This window comes from Photobacterium sp. DNB23_23_1, from assembly GCF_052873815.1.
Genome location: NZ_JBNNXT010000042.1, coordinates 1 through 21,054 on the forward strand (window position 1 = coordinate 1; position 21,054 = coordinate 21,054).

A 21,054-nucleotide genomic window follows, 5' to 3' on the forward strand; every position below is an offset into this window, starting at 1 on the left:
TGAGCCGGATATCGACTCTCTACTTCCTTGGAACTTCTCTCATTAATAATCGCCCCGTGGAATCATGGGGCGGATACTGTATTTCTGGTGCACTTTTGGCGAAAACCAAGCAACTAACAATATTTTATACTAAACAAAACTGAATATTAGCAACATGTGTGATGGGGCTCTCTTTACCAAAATAAGTCGTGTGTTGAGAAGGGAGGAAGTACGGTGTTGCTAGTAGACAAGCACGATCTGGCATTTGTTAGCTTTGGTTCTTATCACTCTTTCATGTTGGAAAATGAAGAGCAGCTTTAATAACAGGGTTTGCTGCTCTTACCGAATAAACTTAAGAAAGGTTAATCAACTGTGCGTGCCGGGCGTTTAAATGTTATGACATCTGTCTCGCCATCGTCTTCCTCGAAGGTAAATTCAAGGTTATTACCAATAACATTGATTTTAGCGGATACTGTTGTTCCGTCATCGGAATTATGCAATCCAATATCTCCGTTAAGATCCTCAAAGACTTCCTTAACCGTAAATGCGTTTGATGTAAGATCAAGCATGCCGTATTCAGCCCCTCCACTTGAGCCATCTTCAACTTCTGAGTGAATATATTTACCATCGGGTAAGAAAGTGAATGATAAAAGTGCCAAACCTTCAGCATCAGAGGCAAGCCACGTACCATAAAACCCTTTATTTTCAACACGTGTTAATGTTGATGTTAGTTCCTGCCCATCCTCTTCAAATACGACGAGTAGCGTATTTTTGTCAACAGTCAGATTCAACTTATCGTTTGTAAGATTAGAAAGGCCGATCTCACCATTTTGGTCAAAAAATATGTCGCCTACTGTTACATCACCATCACTGTCGATGGCATACTCTCCCCACTCGAGCCCTCTGAACTCGGGCTCACTGTCCGTCATTTGGACGTGAACATAAGTATCGTCATAGAAGGAAAGCATGAATATTTCTTTTTCACTGTTTTCACCAATCCAACTCCCTAGCAAGCCACGTGTTAAGTCATACTGTACTTGTAAATGTGCAATGGCTTTTTCAGCGTCGACATAAACGGCCTCATCAACATAACCTTTAACGATTTCAGCTTTGAAATCGTCAGGGGTCAAATCAAAGAAATCTTTTGCGCTGCCTTGGTAGTCTTTATGCATGTCATTAATATTACTAATGGCTGTAGCTGATATTGTAATGCCATTATCAGGGTTACCATCGCTATCAAGGGATTGGAGTAGACTCGCAATATTCTTTGTCATTTGGTTATCAAGAACACTTTGATCACTATCTAATAGTGGCTCAACCATATCAACTGGAGTAAGGACTGACTCTGCTTTGACTGACGGTAGTTTTAATGAACCAATTGAAAATTCAACAGAGTCTCCATTTATGTAATCGAATTCGCCGAGTGAATTGGTTGTACCACTAAGGTTACCAGGTGATGTTATGTAAGTTAATCCTTCGACTGCCGCATCAGAATAGACACCTACGTTGGCCACAGCACTTGACTCGTCGCTATTTGAATCTGAGTCACTTCCGCAACCAATAAGTGCGATACTACAAAGAAATACGTAACCGTATTTTAATATAACCATAATTAAATCCCTTTAATGGTAGGGTCAGATTGCCACGTGCGATCTGATTGCTCAATGATAGTCCGATCGCTGTTTAAATTTGGTGATGAAAGGCCAAAATTTAACCGTTGTGGTTAGGTTTTGGTCTTACCTGTGTGATTAAATCACTTCGGTTGGGCAATATTGATAAGCTAACCAGTTTATTCTGGTTGCCAGCTAGATGAGCGACTTGTCATTGCCAGCACGTGGCAGCCATGAGAGCGATGCATTCAGTCCCCTAAATTTTTGGGGCCCATAAATAGGTAAAATAGCCAACTGCTAATAGTGCAATCAGCAATGACAGATAGGATTTAATCCAGCACTCCTTGATTGAAACCGTCATGTCATTGTCGAATACCTGAGTAAAACGATAGCGGCAGTAAAATGTTCCTAGTATTGCCGACAGCATCGTAATTACGCCTATTACGGGTAAAGCCGTGATGTCACCTTGTTCGGTGACTTTGAGAAATAGTAGCCCCAGTGCGAATAAAACCAGTTGGGTTCTTAGCCAGGACATGGCGGTTCGTTCTGGCTGTAAGCCTGGATCCCTTGTCATAATAGAATAACCAAGATAACTATAACGGTAAGAAATAACATGATAAGGCTAATGATTTTGAGAAAACCGGTATATTTCAATTGGGCATTGGTCCGCATAGCCTTTTCATTCTGTGACCAACGGCGGTATGCAAAAATGGCTAGAAGGCCTGAGCAAAGGCATAAAAAGGATGAGAGCAACATTCGCACAAGGGGATCGGCAAGGTCGGGGGTGAGCTGATCAATACCGATAGCTCCGGCCAGTAATGCAAGAGCTGTACGTATCCAGGCCAGGTAGGTTCGCTCGTTTGCTAGAGAAAAACGGTAATCAGGCGCTTCCCCTTCATTGCGCCAAGTATGTCTGGGGAGTCGTTGTTTGATGCGTTTCATTGGTTATCTATTTAATTAGTAGTGACTTACGGTAGTCTGCCAATTGCTGCAGATTAACAGGTTGTGGCTTGCGACTGTTTCTTTCTAATATTCCTATACCTTTCAGTGTCTTGCAGTACCGAATAACCGTTGTGGTATCAGTGCCGCTGTACTCGCCAATCTCACGGTAGGTCCAAGGGTATTCAGGGTATGTTTGAAACATATAAAAAATCGTATCGAGAATACGTTTCTTGGCACTAAAGGCATTAAATTGCATCAGCCGTTTTTCTGCTTCTCCTAATTCAAAACACACTTCCTGCATTAAATAACTAGCTAAATCCGGCGATATAGTATCGAGTGATTTAAAATCGTTTACATTTATCCGAACAATAGTGCTGTCTAACATCGCTCTGGCTGTAGATGGGTATCTTTGTGCGGTAAACAGAGAGCGATAGCCAAAGTAAGAGCCTGGTCCATAGATCCTTAGTAACGATTCTTTTCCGTTTTCAGAAACTTGATATAACCCGACCAACCCTTGTTCAACATAGTAAAAACCTTTTGCAGACAATCCATTATGATAAACAGCTTGTTTTTTGCACACGGCGACAGTTTCTATGTGATCAGTTAAATTCCTGAGAATATCAATAACCATTGTTAGATCACTACGATGAAAATGAGTAAAGATAGCTTACCTGATAATAAGATAAACAAATATGATCATCGCCATAAATTTGAGCTTGCTGATCATGTAAAATTAGTACTAATGAAATCGTTTGCGAGCACATAATTGCAGATACTAGTTGGAGTTCATATATCATGGATTTGGCAAGCCTTTTCATGGATATATTAGCAACAGAGGCCTTAATGCTAAAAATTACTCTGGGGAGTATTTTTGGTTTATGTCTGGGTCTAACAGGGGTTGGAGGTGGGGTATTATTAATTCCAATGTTACAATTATTTTGTGGTATGCCTCCTGTACTCGCAGTGGGTACAGCAAGCTTGATATCCGCACTGGTAAAAGTGAATGCATCTATCGTTCATGTTAAAGCAAAGAATGTGTCATGGCGGAAAATTGCTATATTATTTGTTGGCGCTTTGCCAATCACTCTCGTCGTCACACAGGTTGTTATTTATTTTAATGATCACCCACTGCACCAAGAAACAACACAAACAATGATTACGAGTCTCGTTACGGTTGTCATGATTGGTTCTTTGTTGTCCGTTTTTTATAAATTTAGATCCTCGCCAAACAGCAAACATACGTCTTCGAACGTGAATTGTAGTGATAGAAAAGCGCTAGTATCCGGTATGTTTTGTGGATCAATTTTGGGATCAACGGGGGTTGGTGGTGGTGTACTGCTACTCCCTGTCCTAAATAACGTACTGAATTTGGATATCAAGAAAGCGATTGGCTCCTCGGTGGTATTGGCTCTGTTTCTTTCAGGGTTCGCCGCACTTGGCTATGCTAAAGGAGGGCAGGCGGATGTGCATACTGCAATTTGGTTTGTTGTTGGTTCGTTTATCGGTGTACCCGTTGCCGCCTCTTTACTAAATAAAATATCTGAGAAGACAACGTATATTATTACACTTATTGTTATATTAATAAGCTTAGTACTTTATACATTGTTCTAAATACCACCTGATGGCAGCTAAAACTTACAATTAAGCCCCCTCCCATTTTCGATATTGGGAGGGGGCTTATATCAACCTACAAAATATCTGATCAACTACTTATCCAGACTGGTATTATTAACTAACTCTCTAGTCAATTTGATATTAAGATGTATAGATTGAAAGGATATTTGAAAGTTCATCAACCTGAAAGCCAATTGGTTGAGTAAAGTTGGTCAACGCAATTAACCCGCCATCAAGCTGGCTGATATCAGCTAGCATTGCGGCGTTTTCAGCTTTCAGTCCCCCACCGTATACGACAGGCAGTGATAAGTTGAAATTGGCTTTTACGGTCTGTTTGATGAAGTCGGTAATAAGGCCAATGTAGTCACTGTTCGGTGGTGTTTTTCCCGGACCGATAGCCCATACTGGCTCATAGGCTAGTAATACGTTGTCTTTTAGCTGTTCGGGTTGGATTTGGGAGAGGCTGGCAATAATCTGGTTTTCTAATGTGATTTTTGCTTGTTTTAATTGCTCTTCGTCTGTCCCGTTTCCACGTTCTTCAGCTGTTTCACCAATACAGATCGCCGCTTTCATTTGCTGTTCTAGGGCGCAACAGGCTTTTTCACTAATGATTCCGCTCACGATTTTGTTCGCTGAATGGTTGCATAAATTTTCTTCCCCAGCATATTGGGAAATAATAAAATTCAGATGACGGCGTTCTTCACAGTGTCCGATAATGCTGGCTTTGCTGCCGAGTGTTGCTTGCGTTGCTGCTATTGAGTGTGAGGTAAAGGCGCCGAAATTTCCTCCGACGGTGACATCTTCACGGTGGCAGCTTTGGCTGCCAATAGACATATTTTTAATTTCCGTATTTGGGTTTGCTTGTAATTGTTCGATGGCTGCATGTAAGAGAATATCGGGTACGAATACAGAGAGGATTATATTATCGTTTTTCCCCCAGCCAGCATCAACAATACTTTGGATAGTTTCTCTTATCCATACGACAGGATCACTCGATGGACAGACCCCTCCATTCTCTTTGTAAACTTCAAATCTTTTTAAATTAATAAGTATGTTCTTTTTCATTTTTTTTGTTCGCATAGTTGTAGGGAATGTGTAGAAAATATATCAGTGTCGAAAAATACTTTAAGTGATCACTATCACTTAACCAAATAAAGAGACATAGATCGCATTACCTATTGAGATGCTGTATTAACTGCGCCTGTTCAACACCCTTTAGCGCTGATATTTGGTTTGCAAGATCTTGTACATCCGTACTTTTACCTATAATGACTGTGTTTTCGAGGCATAACTCGTGCTGTAAATGGACGTGTGTCGTACATTGGACCTGAGTGTGGCTGTTATGCTGGAGGTGATTTATTTTCTCACTGAGCCCCCTCTGGTGGTGGTTATACACGATGCTCAGTACACCAACGACATTTCGGTTTGATGTTCGCCAGTCGTCATTTGTTCGATTTTCGCGGAAGAGATCGCGAAAATACTCAGATCGTGAACGATATTGGCGATCAGCTAGGGTGTCCATCATTTCTTGATAAAGTTGCTTGGGAAAAGACAGTGAAAATCGGACAATTTCTTTATTCAAATTGCTCATGCGATGTAGATCACTTTTATAGTTTGTGTGATTTGTATCACTCACATTAACACGAAAATGATGATAGTGTTAACTGCACTTACCGATTGAAAATTAAAAAGTGTGATGTCGACGAAAAAGTATTTCCTACATATCTTTGCGGTAATTAGTTGCGTCTTTTTCTCAGCCCAACTTTATGCAGAAAATAATAAGCAATGGATTTTGGGGCTTAGCGAAGAACCAGAAATGGGACTGGATCCCGTTATGGGGTGGGGAAGATATGGAGATCCCCTGATTCAGTCAACGTTACTAAAACGAGGCGAGGACTTGGCACTCCAACCTGATTTAGCCCGCCATGTTGCGGTTTCTGATGATCGTCATGAATGGACAGTCGATTTAAGAGAGGATGCTCGTTTTGGTGATGGCACCCCAGTGACCTCTAAAGATGTTGCCTTTACTTACAGCCTGCTGAAAAAGGGCTTATCGCTACATGATGCCAGTATGATAAGTGAAATAATTATCGAAGATGAATACATGATACGTTTTCGTCTGGCTTCACCTGATCTGGGATTTGCCGATTTACTGGCTTCTGTTGGTATCGTGCCTAAACAAGTATACGGGCCTAACTATGGACAGAAGCCACTAGGCAGTGGGCCGTTTCGATTTGTACGTTGGGATAAAGGCCAGCAGATAGTCTTAGAACAAAATCCGTATTATTACGGCGAGATGCCTGCGGTTGAGCGGCTGATCATTGTCTTTGCCAGTGAAGATAGTCTTATTTCTATGGTGCGCCGCGGCCAAATTCATTTAGCTTCAATTCCGCAAAGATATGCGCGCCTTGTCCCCGATAATTATCAACTTGTGACTGTTGAGACGAATGACAACCGTGGCATCGTCTGGCCTTTTAATGCGCCTTCGGTTAACCATCGAGGAAACAGTGTGACTTCAGATGCCGCTATTCGTCGTGCCGTAGATCAGGTTATTGATCGTGAATTGCTGGTTGAAAGTGTTCTGCAAGGATATGGTCGACCGGCATTTTCCCTTGCTGATGGTCTGCCGTGGGGACCTGCCGCTCAGCACCGTGAAGTCGCTGATGTGAGTGAAATATCCCAAGCACTAGAACAGGCTGGCTGGCTGTTGGATAAGCAGCGTAACATTAGAGTAAAGCAAGGTACGATAGCCAACTTTACTCTCTATTACCCTGCTGGAGACAGTATTCGCGAGCAGCTTTCGCTTGCCGTTGCAGCCATGGTTGAGCCGCTGGGCATTAAGGTAGTTGTACGCGGAGCAAGCTGGACACAAATAGGGCATGTGATGGCGACCAGTCCTGTTCTCATGGGTTTTGGTAGCCATGCAATTAATGAAATGTTCTTGGTATATGGCAGTGAGCATGCAGGAGAAGGCTGGTACAACTCCGGTTTCTATGGCAGTGAAGTTGTTGATGTATCGCTGAACGCAATCAAGCAAACAACTAATTACCAGCAGGCCCAGCCATACTGGGATAGGGTTTACAAACAGTTAGATGAAGATCTCCCATGGAGTTGGTTGGTCAATATTGACCACCTATATGCGGTCAATGAGTGCCTTGATATCGGCTCCCCGCTCCCTGAACCCCACCAGCATGGCTGGCCAATCACCCGTACCATAGAGCAATGGCAATGGAGCTGCCACTGATGAGTCATAAACATCATAGCGTGACTATTGGAGGACGTCTTTTATTGTTGACTATCATGGTATTGGCCATGACGTTCAGTTTGCTGGCTGTTTCTCCCATTGATCCAGTGCTTTACTACACCAGTGACAATTTGTTTGCGATGAGTGCTGATCATACTGCGCAGTTTTCCGCGCAGTTAGGGTTGGATCAATCCCTAACAACACGATTTGGTAGTTGGTTCTGGCACTTGCTGCAAGGAGATCTTGGTTTTTCGATTTCACAGCAGCAGCCTGTCGTCGATGTGTTACAACAAAGAGTCCCGCTAACCTTCCGACTGATGGTTATGGGTTGGGTCGGCTCTCTGATATGCGGTTATTGCTCCGGCATTGTTGCCGCATTCTTTCGAGGTAGGACTGTTGACCGATTAATTTGTGGGTTGTGCTGGGTCTCAGCCTCTGCACCGGCATTTTGGATTGCTCTGCTCGCGCTAAGTTTGTTTGGGGTTTCACTGCAATGGGCACCTGTTTGTTGTGGGGCGCCTATTGGTACTTCTCCTGATTCTATCAGTTGGATTGAACAGATGCCTTACTTGGTGCTGCCTACGATTGTTTTATCGCTAACAGGCATGGGGCACATCACGATGCACACCCGAGAAAAAGCCGTTCAGGTGCTTGCGAGCGAACATGTGGTGTATGCTCGGATGCATGGTAAAAAAGGGTGGGCCATATATCGTCAACATCTGCTTCGAAATACCCTGACTCCAGCTATTGTTTTGCAGTTTGCCGGGTTATCTGAATTGCTCGGAGGCTCTGCTTTGATTGAGACTGTGTTTAATTTCCCCGGTATTGGAATGACAATGGTTGTTGCCGGGTTAAATGGCGATATAGCCCTCTTGATGGCAGTAACCATGCTGTCGATGATATTGGTATTTGCTGGTAATGGGGTTGCCCGCTTTATAAGTGTCAGACTACTTCCTGAGGGGAGGGCGCATGTCTGATTCCAAAGAAAAAAGCATCCATTGCTTACAAAAGAATATAGCGACTCTCAGCGCCGTTTTTGTCGGCATCTTATTTTATTGCGCAGTACTGCCCGTACAGAGCCAAGCGGTAGATCTACATCAGGTGTTAATGCCACCATCGGCTGATAATTGGTTTGGCACCGATGTCATGGGGCGCGATATGTGGGGGCGTACCGTCAAAGGGCTGTTGCTCAGTATACAGATCGGTGGCGGTTCAGCCTTGCTGAGTGGCTTTATCGCGTTGTTTCTGACAATTATCGCAGGGCTTAATCAACGCTGCGAGTGGGGGGTGTCTTTGATAATCGATATGTTTATGGCTATTCCGCATTTACTATTGCTAATCATTATGACATTGGCGTTGGGGGGAGGAATGAACGGCGTCATTTGGGCTGTTGCTCTGACCCACTGGCCAAAACTTACCCGTTTGTTGGTTGAAGAGCAGCGTGGTTTGTTAAAGTGCCAATTTGTTCAGTTAGCAGGACAGTTTGGTCGGCCCAAATGGTTTATCTTGTGGCACCATGTGTTGCCATTCTTTTTACCCCATTGCCTCATTGGCATCTTGCTGATGATCCCACATGCGTTGATTCATGTGTCGGGGCTAACATTCCTTGGTTTTGGCTTAGAGCCAACCACACCTTCCATCGGTATTCTGCTCTCTGAAGCGAGTCGTTATATGTTATCGGGTAATTGGTGGCTGGCAGTATTTCCAGGCTTGGTTTTGTTAGTTGTATTGCTACTGCTTTCCGTTATAGGGCAAGCATGTGTTCGACTTTCTCAAATTAAGGGCTACTAATGCTGTTAGTTAATCAATTAGCGATCCACTGTGGTGAAAATGGCTTACTCGATAACGTCACATTCACAGTTAATAGTGGTGAAAAAGTCGGGGTAGTAGGCGCGAGTGGCAGTGGAAAAACTATTCTTGCCCATGCATTGCTGGGCTATTGCCCTGAGGGCTTTGAGAGAAGGGGCGCTATTGACTGTGATGGAGATATTGCGCTGATCCCTCAATCTGCGGCCTGCCTTAATCCGACGTCACGCATTTATCGACAGTTAGCCGAGCTTTCTTCTAGTAAAGATGAATATAAAAAGGTCATCAAGCACTGCCAATTGGATGAGGTGTTGCTGAATAAATACCCTGGTGAATTATCGGGTGGGATGACAAAACGTGCGCTCATAGCAATGGGGTTAGTGCAGGGAAAAGAGATCATTGTTGCCGATGAGCCGACTTCAGGCCTGGATCATACGCGAAGTGAACAACTGTTAGCGCTATTGACCTCATCCACGGCAAACCGACAATCAATGATTATTATCAGTCACGATATTGTTGCTCTAACCAAGCATGTAGATCGCTTATTGGTATTTAGAGATGGTTTGTTGGTTGATGATGTCACGATTGAACCTGGTTGGAATAAGGTATGTCATCCCTATACACAGGCCCTTTGGCAAGCGGCACCAGAGCATTGGCACAATAGAAATGAGGGACACTATGCTAAGTCTGCGTAATGGTGCATTTGAATATGGTCCCCAGCGACTATCTTTTCCAGATGTCAGTATCCAACTGGGTGAGCGTGTAGGTTTATATGGGCCAAGTGGTTGTGGTAAATCGACGTTAGCTCAGGTGTTAGCTGGATTACTTGCGCAATCTCAGGGAGTGTTATATCAGCCATTGAAGCGCGCAGGTACTGGTTCGCCGGTTCAGTGGATCAGTCAGTCACCAGAGTTCGCATTTAACCCCCGTTGGCGCATTTCTCGGTCTTTGGCCGAAAGCTACTCAGTACCAGGATCTGTATTGGCTCGTTATCGGGTGAAACCGCAATGGTTAGAGCGATTACCCAAGCAGCTTTCGGGCGGTGAATTACAAAGGTTGAATATCGTCAGGGCATTGGCCCCTTCGACGGAGTTTTTGATCTGTGATGAAATTACGGCACAGCTCGATACGATTACTCAGCAAGAGATATGGCAGGTGTTACAGGAAGATCTGGAGGCGAGAAATATAGGCGCCCTAGTCATTTCTCACAGTTATTCTCTGCTAAAAAATGTCTGTAATAGGGTAGTCGAATGGCCGAGTGGTACCTCAGAGTAGGTTGAGTCTGCCGTTATTCTTCGGCCTGTGTTTGCATTGTTCCGTTTGTCATCTCTTTCGCTAGGGGTGGAGCTCACCTATATTTAATACCCTTGGAATAGATGACTATTTCGAGGGTATTCTATTTATGTAGGTTGGTATAAGTGCTACATAAATTAAGATTGGCGAAGCACCTCTTGGGCTTTTTCGCAATCAGCGAGTTGTCTGGCCCCCATGAATTCGCAGCTCAGGGCAGCCACGTGGTTAGCGGTATCTATCGCTTGCTCAAAAGGTTGTCCTTTGGCGACTTGCATTGCCAATATGCCGATGAAAATGTCCCCTGCGCCTGTCGTGTCTGCCACCTCGACCTTATGGCCAGCTAGACTGTCAAAGCTCCCTTCATGTAGCCATGCACAGCCGCGTTGGCTTAGTGTTACCACAGCAGATCCACCGACACGCTTAATGGCTTTGTTTAGGGCTCTTTTATGTTGTATGTCCGAGGTCATTGCCAGTAGAGATGGGTGGTTAAAGACACAGCAATCGGCAAGTTCGAGAAGTTCAATCAATGTGTTGTCAAAGTAGCTGACCCGTAAGAAAGTAGGGATACCTTTTTGTCTTGCAAGCTCAAACAGCACTTTTGCACCTTCTGGCCATGTCAAGTCGGCTACGATAGCGGCAGTATTTGACAAATCCATGTTAAAAAGTGATGACGTGTCTTTTGGCATTGTAGGGTCATTGTAGACATAAATTTTCGATGAATGCTGTTCGTCGAGAATGATGGTAGCAATTGATGACTGGACTTGCTCATATCGCAGGCAGTGTTCAATGTTTACACCATGAGCAAGGAGCTCATCAGATATTTGTTGGCCAACCATATCGATACCCATACGACCGATGAAGTCGACATGCTCCCCTGAATTTGCAATGGCAACAGCTGCAGTGGCGGCTACACCTCCGCCACTGACGGAGAACCCCTCAGCGTAAGACTTTGCGGCTTGTAATTGCGATGTGTTGACCGAAAAGGTTTGGTCCCAAGTGGCGTTTCCGATGCAAATAACTGTTTTCAAATTAATCTTCTTCTAATAGTTGTTTGGTAACCAAATTATTGAATATTGTAACGGATTAGCATTTTAAGTGGTATTGAAAGTCACTCGGTGGAGAAGCGGGCCACCGAAGTGGCCCTAACCAGTACACCAGAAGGTGCTATGCGCCTGGTATGTGCGCGGGGCTCATTGAATCGTTAGGTTTGCACTAACGACAGAATTGGTTGATGAGTTTTATCGCAGCACAGGCTGCACCGAAACCATTGTCAATGTTAACTGTGGTTAATCCGGCGGCACAGCTACCAAGGCAAGAGTTTAGAGCAAGGTGACCTCCTTCGCTAACGCCATAGCCGACTGAGGTCGGTACTGCGATAATAGGGTTAGAGATCATGCCAGATAATACGGTAGGTAAAGCGGCTTCCATCCCTGCAACGGCAATAATGATATTGGCTTTTTTAATGTCTTCTAATCGATTGGTTAGGCGCCATAGTGCAGCTACACCAATATCTTCATAGCGTTCGCAGTGTATGCCGTGATATTGCAAGGTAACAGCCACTTCGTTACAGACTGCAGCGTCAGATGCTCCGCCCGAAACAATGGCGACCGTTGCTATTGGGTTAGGTGCTTCCAGATCTCCTAGAACCGCTGTCCGTCCGAGAGGATCAAACATTAACTGCTCTTGATTAGCCGGCTCTAGTTGTGCACATTTTTCTTGGCTAAGTCTGGTGAGTAACAATCGGCGTTGTTGTTCGTTGGCCATCTTGATGATGGTATTGATTTGTTCGGCTGTTTTACCTTCACAAAAAACAGCTTCTTCAATGCCACAACGAGCACGGCGTTCAAAATCCATAGTAATATTGCTCATTACGCGACCCTCACGAATGCACTGCCGCGTTTGTATGGTGCGACATCTACCGGTAATGTCAAACCGACTTCGTTAGCCATTGATTGTGTATCTGCAATGATATTATCGATCAACGTTTTGTGGAGTGTGCTGAGTTTCTCTTCGTCGATTTGCAACACCAGTCGTTGGGCGAGCAGTCTACAGCGGATATTTTCGGCATCGATTTGTTGGCGTAGGCTAGTCTCAACCCGATTGATCAGGTCAAGTTGCTCAGGCTGGATAAATACTCCCGTTTCGACGCGGCTTGCTAGGCAAGGTGAGGCCGGTAAGAAAGCGATATCAGTCAATTTAAAATGCTGAGCAATTTGGCGAATGGTCGCTTTATCTATATCGGCTTCAACGAATGGATGGCGGATAGCCTTTTCTTTCGCGGCAATAAGTCCCGGCCTGTAATCGCTCAGATCGTCCAAGTTTGTGCCGGAGACTACTTGGCCAAAATCGATAGCTGTTAGGGTTGAATAGAGCGCTGACTTACAATGGTAACAACGGTTAACAGGGTTATTTCGGTAAGCGGTATCCTGCATCTCACCAGCTTGAACTAACTCCAATTGCCATCCCTGCTCCTTGGCGTATTTTTGGATGCGACGTGTATCTGCACTCGGTACAGCAGAGGAGGTCGCATGTACCATTTTGGCCCTGTTACCCAACGTTTTATGGGCCACATAGGCAAGGGTCATGCTATCAACGCCGCCACTTACCGCGACGGTTACTTTGCCGATTTGTTGTAATACGTACTGCAACGCTTTTAATTTTGTAGAAATACTCATAGTTGGTACTCCTCAGCATGTTGTTCAATCGCATGTTTTAGCTGTTGTTTTTTTTGATAGCTGTTGGCCACCTCATTGAGGTGATCCGCTTCTAGCTTACTTGTTTGACTACCGTCTGGTCGCTGGACGGTTTTTACGTTGAACTCTTTTCCATCATGGGTAATTTGATGATGAAGGCGAGGTAAGCTGACACGGTCACAAAGCCAGTGTCTTACACCGAGAGTGGATGTTTGGTTTAGAATCGCTTCGACAACCTCATTAAGATGATGGGGCTGGCATAGCAAGGTGAGTGTGCTTATTAGTCGGTGTTTTTTGCCATGGGCCACTGTTTCGGTAATTTCCAACACACCAGATTGCTGACGTAGCGACTCTCTGGCATTAGCAAGCATTTCGCCTGTCATGTCATCGATATCACACTGAACAATGGCGATTTGCTCTTTCATCTTAGGTTTAGATGGCTTAATCAAACTCGCTCTGATGACGTTGGCGCGTTGGGAGAGCTTTCTGGTGCCGAAACCATAGCCCGCCATTTGAAATTGCCCTGTAGCCACTGACTGTTCTGGTGATAGCCAGGCTAAGATGGCTGCGCCTGTTGGTGTGATACGTTCACCACCTTCACCATCATCAATAAAGTTGAACCCTTTTAGCAGGTTAAGTGTTGCTGGTGCCGGAACGGGAATGATGCCATGTGCACATTTAACAGTGCCCCCCCCCCAAGGTAATGAAGACATTGACCAGCTGGCAGCATGACTATGATGGATGAGCCAGGCTGCTGAAATGATATCAACGATACAGTCCCAAGCGCCTACCTCATGAAACTGAACATGTTCAATGTCCATGTTATGTACTTTTGCTTCTGCTGCCGCCAATAAACTAAAGATACCGACAGCCGTATTTTTTACTTCAGTTTCAAGTTGGCTGTTCAACAAATAACGATGAATGTGCTGCCAGTCATGATGGTGGTGATGTTCCTGACTGTGTTCGTGTTCATGATGTTCATGGTCGTGATGATGATGGTGATGGTTGTTATCGTGATGACCATGGCTATGTTGGTGCTCATGTTTATGATGAACATGGTCGTGATGGTCGTGATGGTCGTGATGGTCGTGTGAGCTTTTTATTAGGTCTACACTAAAGCGTTTACCATTTAGCCCCATATCTTCGCCATGGCTAAGTGTAACGGCCACTTGCTCTTCAAGCTGTAGTGAATTGAGCATGTCGAGAAGAGGTTGCTCTAAATGCGGATGCGCATCTAACATTGCTGCAGAAAACATATCTCCAGCAATTCCGCCAATTATATCAAGATGAATATGCATTTTTGCCCCACGCGTTGTCATCTGGATGGAAAAAAGGCCACCGCCGAAACGGAGGCAAACTCAGGAAATATTGGTTTTCGTTATAGTTCTTCTTTGCTGCCCAAATGCATTGCCGCACGGGTGAATGCCTGTGGCAGTGCAAGGATATTCGGGTTGGTGCCGGTGTAACGCACCGCATCAGCCAACGCATCTTCAAACGTTGCTCGGGTTTTCATGCCCATTTGGCGTGCTAAACCTGGCTCTTGAGCACCTACGATGTACACCGCTTTGGTGTTCATTTCTGCAATATGGCCACAAGATGTCATGGAGAAACCATGGAATGGGTGGTAACCGTAATTGAAGCGATATTGCTTGATCATCTCCTCGTCACGGGCGATATATTCAATATGCTTATTGATATCGACAAGCGTATTACAGTAATCCGTCTGGAACAGTTCGAATAACTTACGGTACGAAGGGAATTCCTCATCGTGGAAATACCCGTTACACAGCGAAGAGCAAATCACAACGCAATTATCAGACATTACTCGCTTATGGCGGATAATTTGGGCACCAATTGCTTGCATCATTAGAACAGGGTTAGTGCCATGGCCGTTTCCGTAGTGGAAATTCTGCGGCATGCCAAAGACCATGATGTCGTATTTCTTTTCGGCCCAGTTGGCATAGGTACGCTTGTCGGCATCGGCGAAACAAAATGGTTGAATATCTTCACAGCCACCGGTGTACACCGAGATCTGTTGGGAGAAAGTATTGAGTACCGCATCACAGGTAAAGAACTTTTTACCCATACGCAGTTCCATGTGCTTACCGATCTGATCAAACTTCTGGCGCATCAAGCTTTTGCTTGATACTGGCGTGAAGTCGTCGCGGTGCATAACACGTGGAATGTGGTGTGATGCTATACATTCCCAGTTAGTGATACCAGTCGCACAGTGTTTATAGCCGCCTGAATAACCTCCATAAGGATTCCCGAGGGTATGACCAATCATGACCGCGAGATCAGCTTCGAACACGGTTTTGTTCATGACAACTTTATCACCATGCTCATTTCGACCAAGGTCAACAAGATTATCCCAATCTTCGCTGTCGTGATTGACTACCTGACCTTCCCAATAAAAGGCATTGAATACCTCATCTCCCAATATTTCACGCAGCTCTTTTTCAGTATTCTTGCGATGCAAGCCATTACTGCAGATCAAGGAAATATCTTTCTTCTCAACCCCGGCCTTACGGCACTCTTCCAAAATGATAGGAATTGAAACTCGGCGATGAGCGGTGTCATGGCAACCACCTTTAACACGGTCTGGGAATACAATGGCTACCTTTGAGCCTTGCTTGACCTGCTCGCTGATTGGCGGCATACCAATTGGGTTTAGGATTGAATCACGTGTAGCTGAAATCGGGTCAACCAGTGCTTCTGGATCTTTAACGGTCTCACCCGGAATAAATACATCTGCAGAGTCTGGCAGTTGCGCGGCCATAAAACCTGAGCCGTATTCAAATTGAATTGTTTTCATATTTTCCTCAGTATTAATTATTATGTTTAACTCAGTGGATTAATTGGCCTGACCGCTGCTACCAAAGACTTGCATAATTCGAGCTGCATGCTGTTTTGTCGCTTCAATAGCGTAAAGAATAGTGTCGTGATAATAAGCTTCATCTTTTGCATTTAGCATGGCCTGAACCTGCTTACCGACATCATGAGACATGTTAGTGAAGTAGTTAATCTTGCAAACGCCGCATGCAATGGCATCTCGATAGACGCTGTCGTCCAAGCCAGATCCACCGTGCATGACAAGAGGTACATCAATGGATTTGTTAATCTCGCGAAGGCGGTCGAAGTCAAGCTTTGGCTCACCGTGGTAAAGACCATGCGCGGTACCAAATGCTACGGCAAGGGCATCGAGATCCGTTGCGCCATCCGCAAATGCTTTGGCTTCTTCTGGCTTGGTGAGTTGATCTTCTGTTTGTTCTTGCACAACCTGAACTTCTTCTTCATCACCAGTTTCTGTATTGCCGACTTTTCCTATTTCAGCTTCAACAGAAGCGCCATAGTATTTAGCAAACCGAATAACGTCTTGAGTATTTTTTAGGTTTTCTTCAAATGATAAGGCAGAGCCGTCATACATGATTGATGAGAAACCAAGGCGGAGTGCACGAATACACGTTTCAACATCTTTACCATGGTCAAGGTGCAGTACGACAGGTATTGAAGCTTCTTGTGCCATTTTTACCATAGTTGGAGCGATCAATTCAGGTGGAGTCAATCGAAATTGACCTTGGCCTAAATTAATAATAATGGGCGACTTCTCTTCTTCCGCTGCCGCAATTAAGCCCCGTAGAAGATTGAAATCAACAGCATTAAAACTGCCAACGGCATATTTATTTTCTTTCGCGTGAGCGAGAACTTCTTTTAATGTGACAAGAGCCATAAATAATTTCCTGTTTTAATGCGATTTAATAAAATTAATGACTTGCTCGTAATCTGGAATACCGGCTCGGCCCCCAGGTTTAGTACATTTCAATGCCGCAACGGCATTTGCGAAATTAACGGCATTCTCGCCTTTAAGTTTATTGGCAATGGCAAAGGCCAGAGCACCGTGGAATACATCACCAGCACCCGTGGTATCGACGACATTGACTTGATAGCCAGAGACATGTTTTACAATACTGTCTTCGACCCAATAACAGCCGTACTCACCGTTGGTGACATAGACGGTACCTTGGGTATTTTGCTGCGCTACGAGCAACGCTTTTTCGATGTCCGTTTCCCCAGTCATCTGACACAGTGCAGGGTAGGAGAAAGCCACATCAGTTCCTAGATTGACTAACTTCGCCATGGTCTCGCCACCTAAATCAGCATCAATGACCGATGGGATCCCTTTGCTATTGGCTAGGGTTAGTAGTTTTTCTGCTCCTTCACTCCAGGTACAGTCACATAAAATACAGTCGACATTCTCAAGTAATGATTCGGTAATCCAGTCACTGTTTATCGGTAAATTAGGATCCCTATGAACGGTGATTTGACGTTCTCCGGCAGGATCAACATGTACGACAGCATTGCTTGAACTAGTGTCATCAAAATGTTGGAGTAGGGATGTATCGACCCCCCATTTATTAAGGTCTTCTTTTATTAAATGTCCAACATTGTCATTACCTAAGCGTGCTAACAATGAGACATTAGCCCCAAGTGTTGCTATTGCCACGGCAGCTGTTGCTGCCACTCCACCACCAATTTCATGGTAAGAAGTTGAAAAGTACTTTGTTGCCTCTGAGGGGATTTCATTCACATTAAATATGCGATCCCAAGTGGCATTACCAATACACAATATATTCAAAACGAGCTCCTCAAAAATTAAAAAGCTGGAAGCCAGAGAAACCCAAACCAGTGACTCTATTGTCGTCCTAAACTCATTGTTTGATCAATACCTCACTTTTCAGAATGGTGATCGACATCTCTTTAAATAAATATAAGTTATTTAAATCATGCGCTTATATATTTTCACGTGATGCGGAAGATCACAAAATCGAAGTGATACAGATCACGCTTGTAATTAACGTGATCTGTGTCGATAAAATGGGTGTCGCAAATGGTTAAATTAGAAAAAAACGGAAGCCAGAAAATAGAGTTCATTTTGAATGAACCATTAAAACCAATAAATAGTTAATTCCAATAACGTGATAAGGATATATTATGAAGAGGTCTGTAACTGTTCTTGCTGCTGCCCTAACGATGGCACTCACATCTACATCAGCATTTGCTAAGAACACACATTTGACCATTGCCAACACAACGCAAGAAAATACTCCGATGTCTCAAACAATGATTGCGTTTCAGGAAAGGGCACAAGAATTGTCTGATGGCGCGATTACTATTCAAACGAGCTTTGGTGGTGCGTTAGGTAATGATACCCAGTTATTGCAGAAAGCTCAGATTGGTAGCCAAGTTCATGCCGCACAAACGTCAGGTGCGAATTTGGGTACTGTAGTGGATGCTTTCAAGGCCTTTGATGTGCCATTTTTATTAAATGGCCCCGAGCAGAGTATTGAGCTGCTATATCAAGATGGTCGGCTTTCTGGCGAAGTTGCTGATCAATTACAAGTATTTCTAGGTGAGAAGAACCTTCGTTTGCTTTATGCAACACCATTTGAATTTCGCGGCGTGCTAACCAACGGCAAAGAAGTTCGAACTATGGATGATGTAAACGGTATGAAATTCCGCGTCACGCCAAACCCGGTCGAGCGCGGTATCGTCGAAAGCTGGGGTGCGGCAGGCACCACAATGGGTATTTCTGAGGTATACACATCTCTACAAACAGGCATTGTTGATGGCCTAGCTATACCACCAGTCACAGCTCAAGCGTTTGCCTTGAATGAGGTCGCGAAGGTATTCAATAACCTTAACTTCCAGGCTCATCCTACCTTTGTTGTAATTAACAAACGTTTCTGGGACCGTCTACCAGAAGAGCAACAGGAAATGCTGCAGCAGGCTGCCGACGAAGCAGTAATGAAAACGAAGCAGCTACACTATGATGCAATCGATTTGGCCTTTACTTCGTTTGCAGACAATGGTGCAACAGTTATTCAACCGACCGATGAGGAATTAAACTCGTTCCGTCGCGCAGCGATGGAAGCTGCAGAGCCTCTAGCGACACGTGGTATGAGCGAAGATGAGCTTAAGTTTATTAAGTTGATTAAAACCGCTGCAGCACAGTAATTCTGCAAAAACATCACCTGCACGTCAGTGCAGGTGATTATTGGTAGAGGTAGTTATGTTACTGACCATCATAAAAAAAGTTGACCAACATTTTGAAGAATTTTTTTGTTCAATCATGCTTGGTTATATTGCCATCTCTTTAAATATTGAAGTAATTAATCGATACGTCTTCATGTCGCCATCAGCATTCACTGATGAAATAGCAAGAATGCTGATGTTATTTATTGTCTTCCTTGGTGTGCCTTGGGCGGTAAAATGTAATAGGCATATTATTATTGATTTGTGGCCAAAAGATATATCACCTGTGAAAAAACTCTCTTTGGATATTATTTCCAATGTTATGTTTTTGATTTTTTCTTATTTGTTTACCCAAGCAGCATTGGAGGCTGTTGAATTTCATAAGATGCTTGGTACGAAAACAGAAGCATTAGGGTTTGAATATTGGATTCAACTTTCAATGTTACCATTTGCTTTCGGTCTAACATGTATTCGTATTATCCAAAATATCATTGCCTCCGTAATGGACTATAGACAAACTGGAAATACAGAACTAACCCTTCATGAGGAGGTGTAAGCGATGACCACTTTACCGGTATTAATGCTAATCTTTGGCTTTATCACTATGGTAATAGTCAGAGTGCCCGTTGCAATAGCAATTGGTATTGTTTTAATTATTTATAACAAATTGCTCGGGCTCGAAATATTCGAGATGGCGTTAGATACTTTTCAGTCAATAGACAGTTTTCCGTTACTCGCAATCCCAATGTTTGTATTGGCAGGAACCATTATGGCGACTGGCGGGGTCGCACAACGTATTTTGGATTTGTCTGAAGAGTTTTTTGGTCACATGTATGGTGGTCTTGCCATTGTAACCATTATGACAAGCGTGATCTTTGGCGGGCTTTCAGGATCAGCGCCGGCAACCGTTGCTGCCGTGGGAAGTATTACAATCCCAGCTATGATAAAGCAAGGTTATAACCCTGGCTTTGCAGCAGGGGTTGCGGCGTGCTCTGGTGTTATAGCCATTATTATTCCGCCAAGTAATCCGATGATCATATATTCACTTACCCAGTATGCAACCTCGGTTTCTAATATGTTTCTAGCTGGCATTATTCCAGGCTTCTTATTAGCTGTTGGAATGGCCGTACCAGCGTGGTGGATCTCAAAGCTTAATGGCTGGGGGGGACACCGTGAAAAAGGGACTTTCGAAACTCGCGTGGCGGCATTTAAACACGCTCGTTGGGCTATTTTGACTCCAGTTATTATTCTTGGTGGTATTTATTCTGGTATATTTACGCCAACAGAGTCAGCTGCAGTTGCTTGCTTTTATTCGTATGTTATTGGTGTCTTTGTCCATAAAGATCTGAAAATAAAAGACACATTTAAGGTATTATCAACTGCTGCCATGATTACCGTGGTCGCTATGTTCCTGATGACCTTTGCAACCGCTTTCGGCAAAGTACTCACTTCTCAGGATGTCCCCGCAATTATTGCTGGAATGATGTCAGATAACGTCACTACGATGCTGATGACATTACTGATGATTAACCTTTTCCTCTTATTTGTCGGTTGTTTTATGGATACATTGGCTGCGATCATAATTTTGACGCCACTGTTATATCCATTGCTACAACAATTCGGAATGGGGGTTTATCAGTTCGGTATTATGATGATTATTAACTTGGGTATTGGTTTTGTAACACCACCTTTTGGTGGTAATTTATTTATCGCCAATCAACTAAGTAATACCTCTGTACCTCAAGTTTTTAAGGGAGCACTTCCCTTAGTTCTGGGCATGATTGTGTCGTTGTTACTCATTACATTCGTTCCTTTCTTCTCGACAATGTGGCTGTAATCA

At 44.0% G+C, this 21,054-nt stretch carries 22 protein-coding genes; 9 read left to right on the forward strand and 13 right to left on the reverse strand.

The window, feature by feature from the left end; all coding sequences use genetic code 11:
- Positions 1-341: 341 nt before the first annotated feature.
- From ACVA53_RS20275 to ACVA53_RS20290, 4 genes are all read right to left on the reverse strand, one after another.
- Positions 342-1,589, reverse strand: a complete 1,248-nt coding sequence (locus tag ACVA53_RS20275) for a hypothetical protein (protein WP_446506083.1) — start codon at positions 1,587-1,589, stop codon at positions 342-344.
- Between the two features lie 256 nt (positions 1,590-1,845).
- Positions 1,846-2,163 (reverse strand): DUF202 domain-containing protein, encoded by a 318-nt coding sequence (locus ACVA53_RS20280; RefSeq protein WP_446506084.1) that lies wholly within the window; start codon positions 2,161-2,163, stop codon positions 1,846-1,848.
- A complete protein-coding gene (locus ACVA53_RS20285; protein WP_255044878.1) occupies positions 2,160-2,531 on the reverse strand; it encodes a YidH family protein in 372 nt (123 codons plus the stop codon). The genes ACVA53_RS20280 and ACVA53_RS20285 overlap by 4 nt, the downstream gene beginning before the upstream one ends.
- A 7-nt stretch (positions 2,532-2,538) precedes the next feature.
- A complete protein-coding gene (locus tag ACVA53_RS20290) occupies positions 2,539-3,162 on the reverse strand; it encodes a Crp/Fnr family transcriptional regulator (protein ID WP_446506085.1) in 624 nt (207 codons plus the stop codon).
- Positions 3,163-3,326: 164 nt separating this feature from the next.
- Between ACVA53_RS20290 and ACVA53_RS20295 the strand changes: the two genes are divergently transcribed.
- Complete coding sequence (locus ACVA53_RS20295) at positions 3,327-4,142, forward strand: sulfite exporter TauE/SafE family protein (protein ID WP_446506086.1); 816 nt, start codon at positions 3,327-3,329, stop codon at positions 4,140-4,142.
- 144 nt (positions 4,143-4,286) lie between these two features.
- Here the strand turns inward: ACVA53_RS20295 and ACVA53_RS20300 are convergent, their stop codons facing one another.
- Entirely contained in the window at positions 4,287-5,210 is a 924-nt protein-coding gene (locus ACVA53_RS20300) for a triose-phosphate isomerase (RefSeq protein WP_446506087.1), read from the reverse strand.
- Between the two features lie 106 nt (positions 5,211-5,316).
- On the reverse strand, positions 5,317-5,736 hold the full coding sequence (nikR, locus tag ACVA53_RS20305) for a nickel-responsive transcriptional regulator NikR (RefSeq protein ID WP_446506088.1): 420 nt from the start codon (positions 5,734-5,736) through the stop codon (positions 5,317-5,319).
- A 105-nt stretch (positions 5,737-5,841) separates the two neighbouring features.
- Here nikR and ACVA53_RS20310 point away from each other — a divergent pair, with 105 nt between their 5' ends.
- Genes ACVA53_RS20310 through ACVA53_RS20330 form a run of 5 tightly spaced genes read left to right on the forward strand, consistent with a single transcriptional unit; the run spans position 5,842 to position 10,470 of the window.
- Positions 5,842-7,389, forward strand: coding sequence for an ABC transporter substrate-binding protein (locus ACVA53_RS20310; protein WP_446506089.1), 1,548 nt, complete (start codon positions 5,842-5,844; stop codon positions 7,387-7,389).
- Positions 7,389-8,366 carry an ABC transporter permease gene (locus tag ACVA53_RS20315; protein ID WP_446506090.1) on the forward strand — a complete coding sequence of 326 codons (978 nt, stop codon included), beginning with the start codon at positions 7,389-7,391 and terminating at the stop codon, positions 8,364-8,366. The genes ACVA53_RS20310 and ACVA53_RS20315 overlap by 1 nt, the downstream gene beginning before the upstream one ends.
- The gene (locus ACVA53_RS20320; protein WP_446506091.1) at positions 8,359-9,180 is read left to right on the forward strand and encodes an ABC transporter permease; all 822 of its coding nucleotides are present in this window, start codon (positions 8,359-8,361) and stop codon (positions 9,178-9,180) included. Before ACVA53_RS20315 ends, ACVA53_RS20320 begins: the two co-directional genes overlap by 8 nt.
- Positions 9,180-9,890: an ATP-binding cassette domain-containing protein gene (locus tag ACVA53_RS20325; protein WP_446506092.1), complete on the forward strand. Its 711-nt coding sequence runs from the start codon at positions 9,180-9,182 to the stop codon at positions 9,888-9,890. The genes ACVA53_RS20320 and ACVA53_RS20325 overlap by 1 nt, the downstream gene beginning before the upstream one ends.
- Positions 9,874-10,470, forward strand: a complete 597-nt coding sequence (locus tag ACVA53_RS20330; RefSeq protein ID WP_446506093.1) for an ATP-binding cassette domain-containing protein — start codon at positions 9,874-9,876, stop codon at positions 10,468-10,470. The genes ACVA53_RS20325 and ACVA53_RS20330 overlap by 17 nt, the downstream gene beginning before the upstream one ends.
- 155 nt (positions 10,471-10,625) lie before the next feature.
- Here ACVA53_RS20330 and ACVA53_RS20335 read toward each other — a convergent pair whose 3' ends face one another.
- The 7 genes from ACVA53_RS20335 to ACVA53_RS20365 form a co-directional block, all read right to left on the reverse strand.
- On the reverse strand, positions 10,626-11,516 hold the full coding sequence (locus ACVA53_RS20335) for a PfkB family carbohydrate kinase (RefSeq protein WP_446506094.1): 891 nt from the start codon (positions 11,514-11,516) through the stop codon (positions 10,626-10,628).
- Positions 11,517-11,700: 184 nt separating this feature from the next.
- The gene (larB, locus tag ACVA53_RS20340; protein WP_446506095.1) at positions 11,701-12,357 is read right to left on the reverse strand and encodes a nickel pincer cofactor biosynthesis protein LarB; all 657 of its coding nucleotides are present in this window, start codon (positions 12,355-12,357) and stop codon (positions 11,701-11,703) included.
- Positions 12,357-13,163, reverse strand: a complete 807-nt coding sequence (locus ACVA53_RS20345) for a hypothetical protein (protein WP_446506096.1) — start codon at positions 13,161-13,163, stop codon at positions 12,357-12,359. Before ACVA53_RS20345 ends, larB begins: the two co-directional genes overlap by 1 nt.
- Positions 13,160-14,479, reverse strand: a complete 1,320-nt coding sequence (locus tag ACVA53_RS20350; RefSeq protein ID WP_446506097.1) for a LarC family nickel insertion protein — start codon at positions 14,477-14,479, stop codon at positions 13,160-13,162. The genes ACVA53_RS20345 and ACVA53_RS20350 overlap by 4 nt, the downstream gene beginning before the upstream one ends.
- An 80-nt stretch (positions 14,480-14,559) precedes the next feature.
- On the reverse strand, positions 14,560-15,996 hold the full coding sequence (locus ACVA53_RS20355; RefSeq protein ID WP_446506098.1) for a lactate racemase domain-containing protein: 1,437 nt from the start codon (positions 15,994-15,996) through the stop codon (positions 14,560-14,562).
- Positions 15,997-16,035: 39 nt separating this feature from the next.
- Positions 16,036-16,911 (reverse strand): class II fructose-bisphosphate aldolase, encoded by an 876-nt coding sequence (locus ACVA53_RS20360; protein ID WP_446506099.1) that lies wholly within the window; start codon positions 16,909-16,911, stop codon positions 16,036-16,038.
- A 15-nt stretch (positions 16,912-16,926) separates the two neighbouring features.
- Positions 16,927-17,817 carry a PfkB family carbohydrate kinase gene (locus ACVA53_RS20365; protein WP_446506100.1) on the reverse strand — a complete coding sequence of 297 codons (891 nt, stop codon included), beginning with the start codon at positions 17,815-17,817 and terminating at the stop codon, positions 16,927-16,929.
- 356 nt (positions 17,818-18,173) lie between these two features.
- Here ACVA53_RS20365 and ACVA53_RS20370 point away from each other — a divergent pair, with 356 nt between their 5' ends.
- Genes ACVA53_RS20370 through ACVA53_RS20380 form a run of 3 tightly spaced genes read left to right on the forward strand, consistent with a single transcriptional unit; the run spans position 18,174 to position 21,051 of the window.
- Positions 18,174-19,196 carry a TRAP transporter substrate-binding protein gene (locus tag ACVA53_RS20370; RefSeq protein WP_446506101.1) on the forward strand — a complete coding sequence of 341 codons (1,023 nt, stop codon included), beginning with the start codon at positions 18,174-18,176 and terminating at the stop codon, positions 19,194-19,196.
- Between the two features lie 55 nt (positions 19,197-19,251).
- Entirely contained in the window at positions 19,252-19,770 is a 519-nt protein-coding gene (locus ACVA53_RS20375) for a TRAP transporter small permease (RefSeq protein ID WP_446506102.1), read from the forward strand.
- A gap of 3 nt (positions 19,771-19,773) precedes the next feature.
- Positions 19,774-21,051 (forward strand): TRAP transporter large permease, encoded by a 1,278-nt coding sequence (locus tag ACVA53_RS20380; RefSeq protein WP_446506103.1) that lies wholly within the window; start codon positions 19,774-19,776, stop codon positions 21,049-21,051.
- Positions 21,052-21,054: the final 3 nt, after the last annotated feature.

Coding starts and splice junctions, on each gene's coding strand:
- ACVA53_RS20275 (WP_446506083.1), bottom strand. CDS start 1,589: ATGGTTATATTAAAATACGGTTACGTATTTCTTTGTAGTATCGCACTT.
- ACVA53_RS20280 (WP_446506084.1), bottom strand. CDS start 2,163: ATGACAAGGGATCCAGGCTTACAGCCAGAACGAACCGCCATGTCCTGG.
- ACVA53_RS20285 (WP_255044878.1), bottom strand. CDS start 2,531: ATGAAACGCATCAAACAACGACTCCCCAGACATACTTGGCGCAATGAA.
- ACVA53_RS20290 (WP_446506085.1), bottom strand. CDS start 3,162: ATGGTTATTGATATTCTCAGGAATTTAACTGATCACATAGAAACTGTC.
- ACVA53_RS20295 (WP_446506086.1), top strand. CDS start 3,327: ATGGATTTGGCAAGCCTTTTCATGGATATATTAGCAACAGAGGCCTTA.
- ACVA53_RS20300 (WP_446506087.1), bottom strand. CDS start 5,210: ATGAAAAAGAACATACTTATTAATTTAAAAAGATTTGAAGTTTACAAA.
- nikR (WP_446506088.1), bottom strand. CDS start 5,736: ATGAGCAATTTGAATAAAGAAATTGTCCGATTTTCACTGTCTTTTCCC.
- ACVA53_RS20310 (WP_446506089.1), top strand. CDS start 5,842: ATGTCGACGAAAAAGTATTTCCTACATATCTTTGCGGTAATTAGTTGC.
- ACVA53_RS20315 (WP_446506090.1), top strand. CDS start 7,389: ATGAGTCATAAACATCATAGCGTGACTATTGGAGGACGTCTTTTATTG.
- ACVA53_RS20320 (WP_446506091.1), top strand. CDS start 8,359: ATGTCTGATTCCAAAGAAAAAAGCATCCATTGCTTACAAAAGAATATA.
- ACVA53_RS20325 (WP_446506092.1), top strand. CDS start 9,180: ATGCTGTTAGTTAATCAATTAGCGATCCACTGTGGTGAAAATGGCTTA.
- ACVA53_RS20330 (WP_446506093.1), top strand. CDS start 9,874: ATGCTAAGTCTGCGTAATGGTGCATTTGAATATGGTCCCCAGCGACTA.
- larB (WP_446506095.1), bottom strand. CDS start 12,357: ATGAGCAATATTACTATGGATTTTGAACGCCGTGCTCGTTGTGGCATT.
- ACVA53_RS20345 (WP_446506096.1), bottom strand. CDS start 13,163: ATGAGTATTTCTACAAAATTAAAAGCGTTGCAGTACGTATTACAACAA.
- ACVA53_RS20350 (WP_446506097.1), bottom strand. CDS start 14,479: ATGCATATTCATCTTGATATAATTGGCGGAATTGCTGGAGATATGTTT.
- ACVA53_RS20355 (WP_446506098.1), bottom strand. CDS start 15,996: ATGAAAACAATTCAATTTGAATACGGCTCAGGTTTTATGGCCGCGCAA.
- ACVA53_RS20360 (WP_446506099.1), bottom strand. CDS start 16,911: ATGGCTCTTGTCACATTAAAAGAAGTTCTCGCTCACGCGAAAGAAAAT.
- ACVA53_RS20370 (WP_446506101.1), top strand. CDS start 18,174: ATGAAGAGGTCTGTAACTGTTCTTGCTGCTGCCCTAACGATGGCACTC.
- ACVA53_RS20375 (WP_446506102.1), top strand. CDS start 19,252: ATGTTACTGACCATCATAAAAAAAGTTGACCAACATTTTGAAGAATTT.
- ACVA53_RS20380 (WP_446506103.1), top strand. CDS start 19,774: ATGACCACTTTACCGGTATTAATGCTAATCTTTGGCTTTATCACTATG.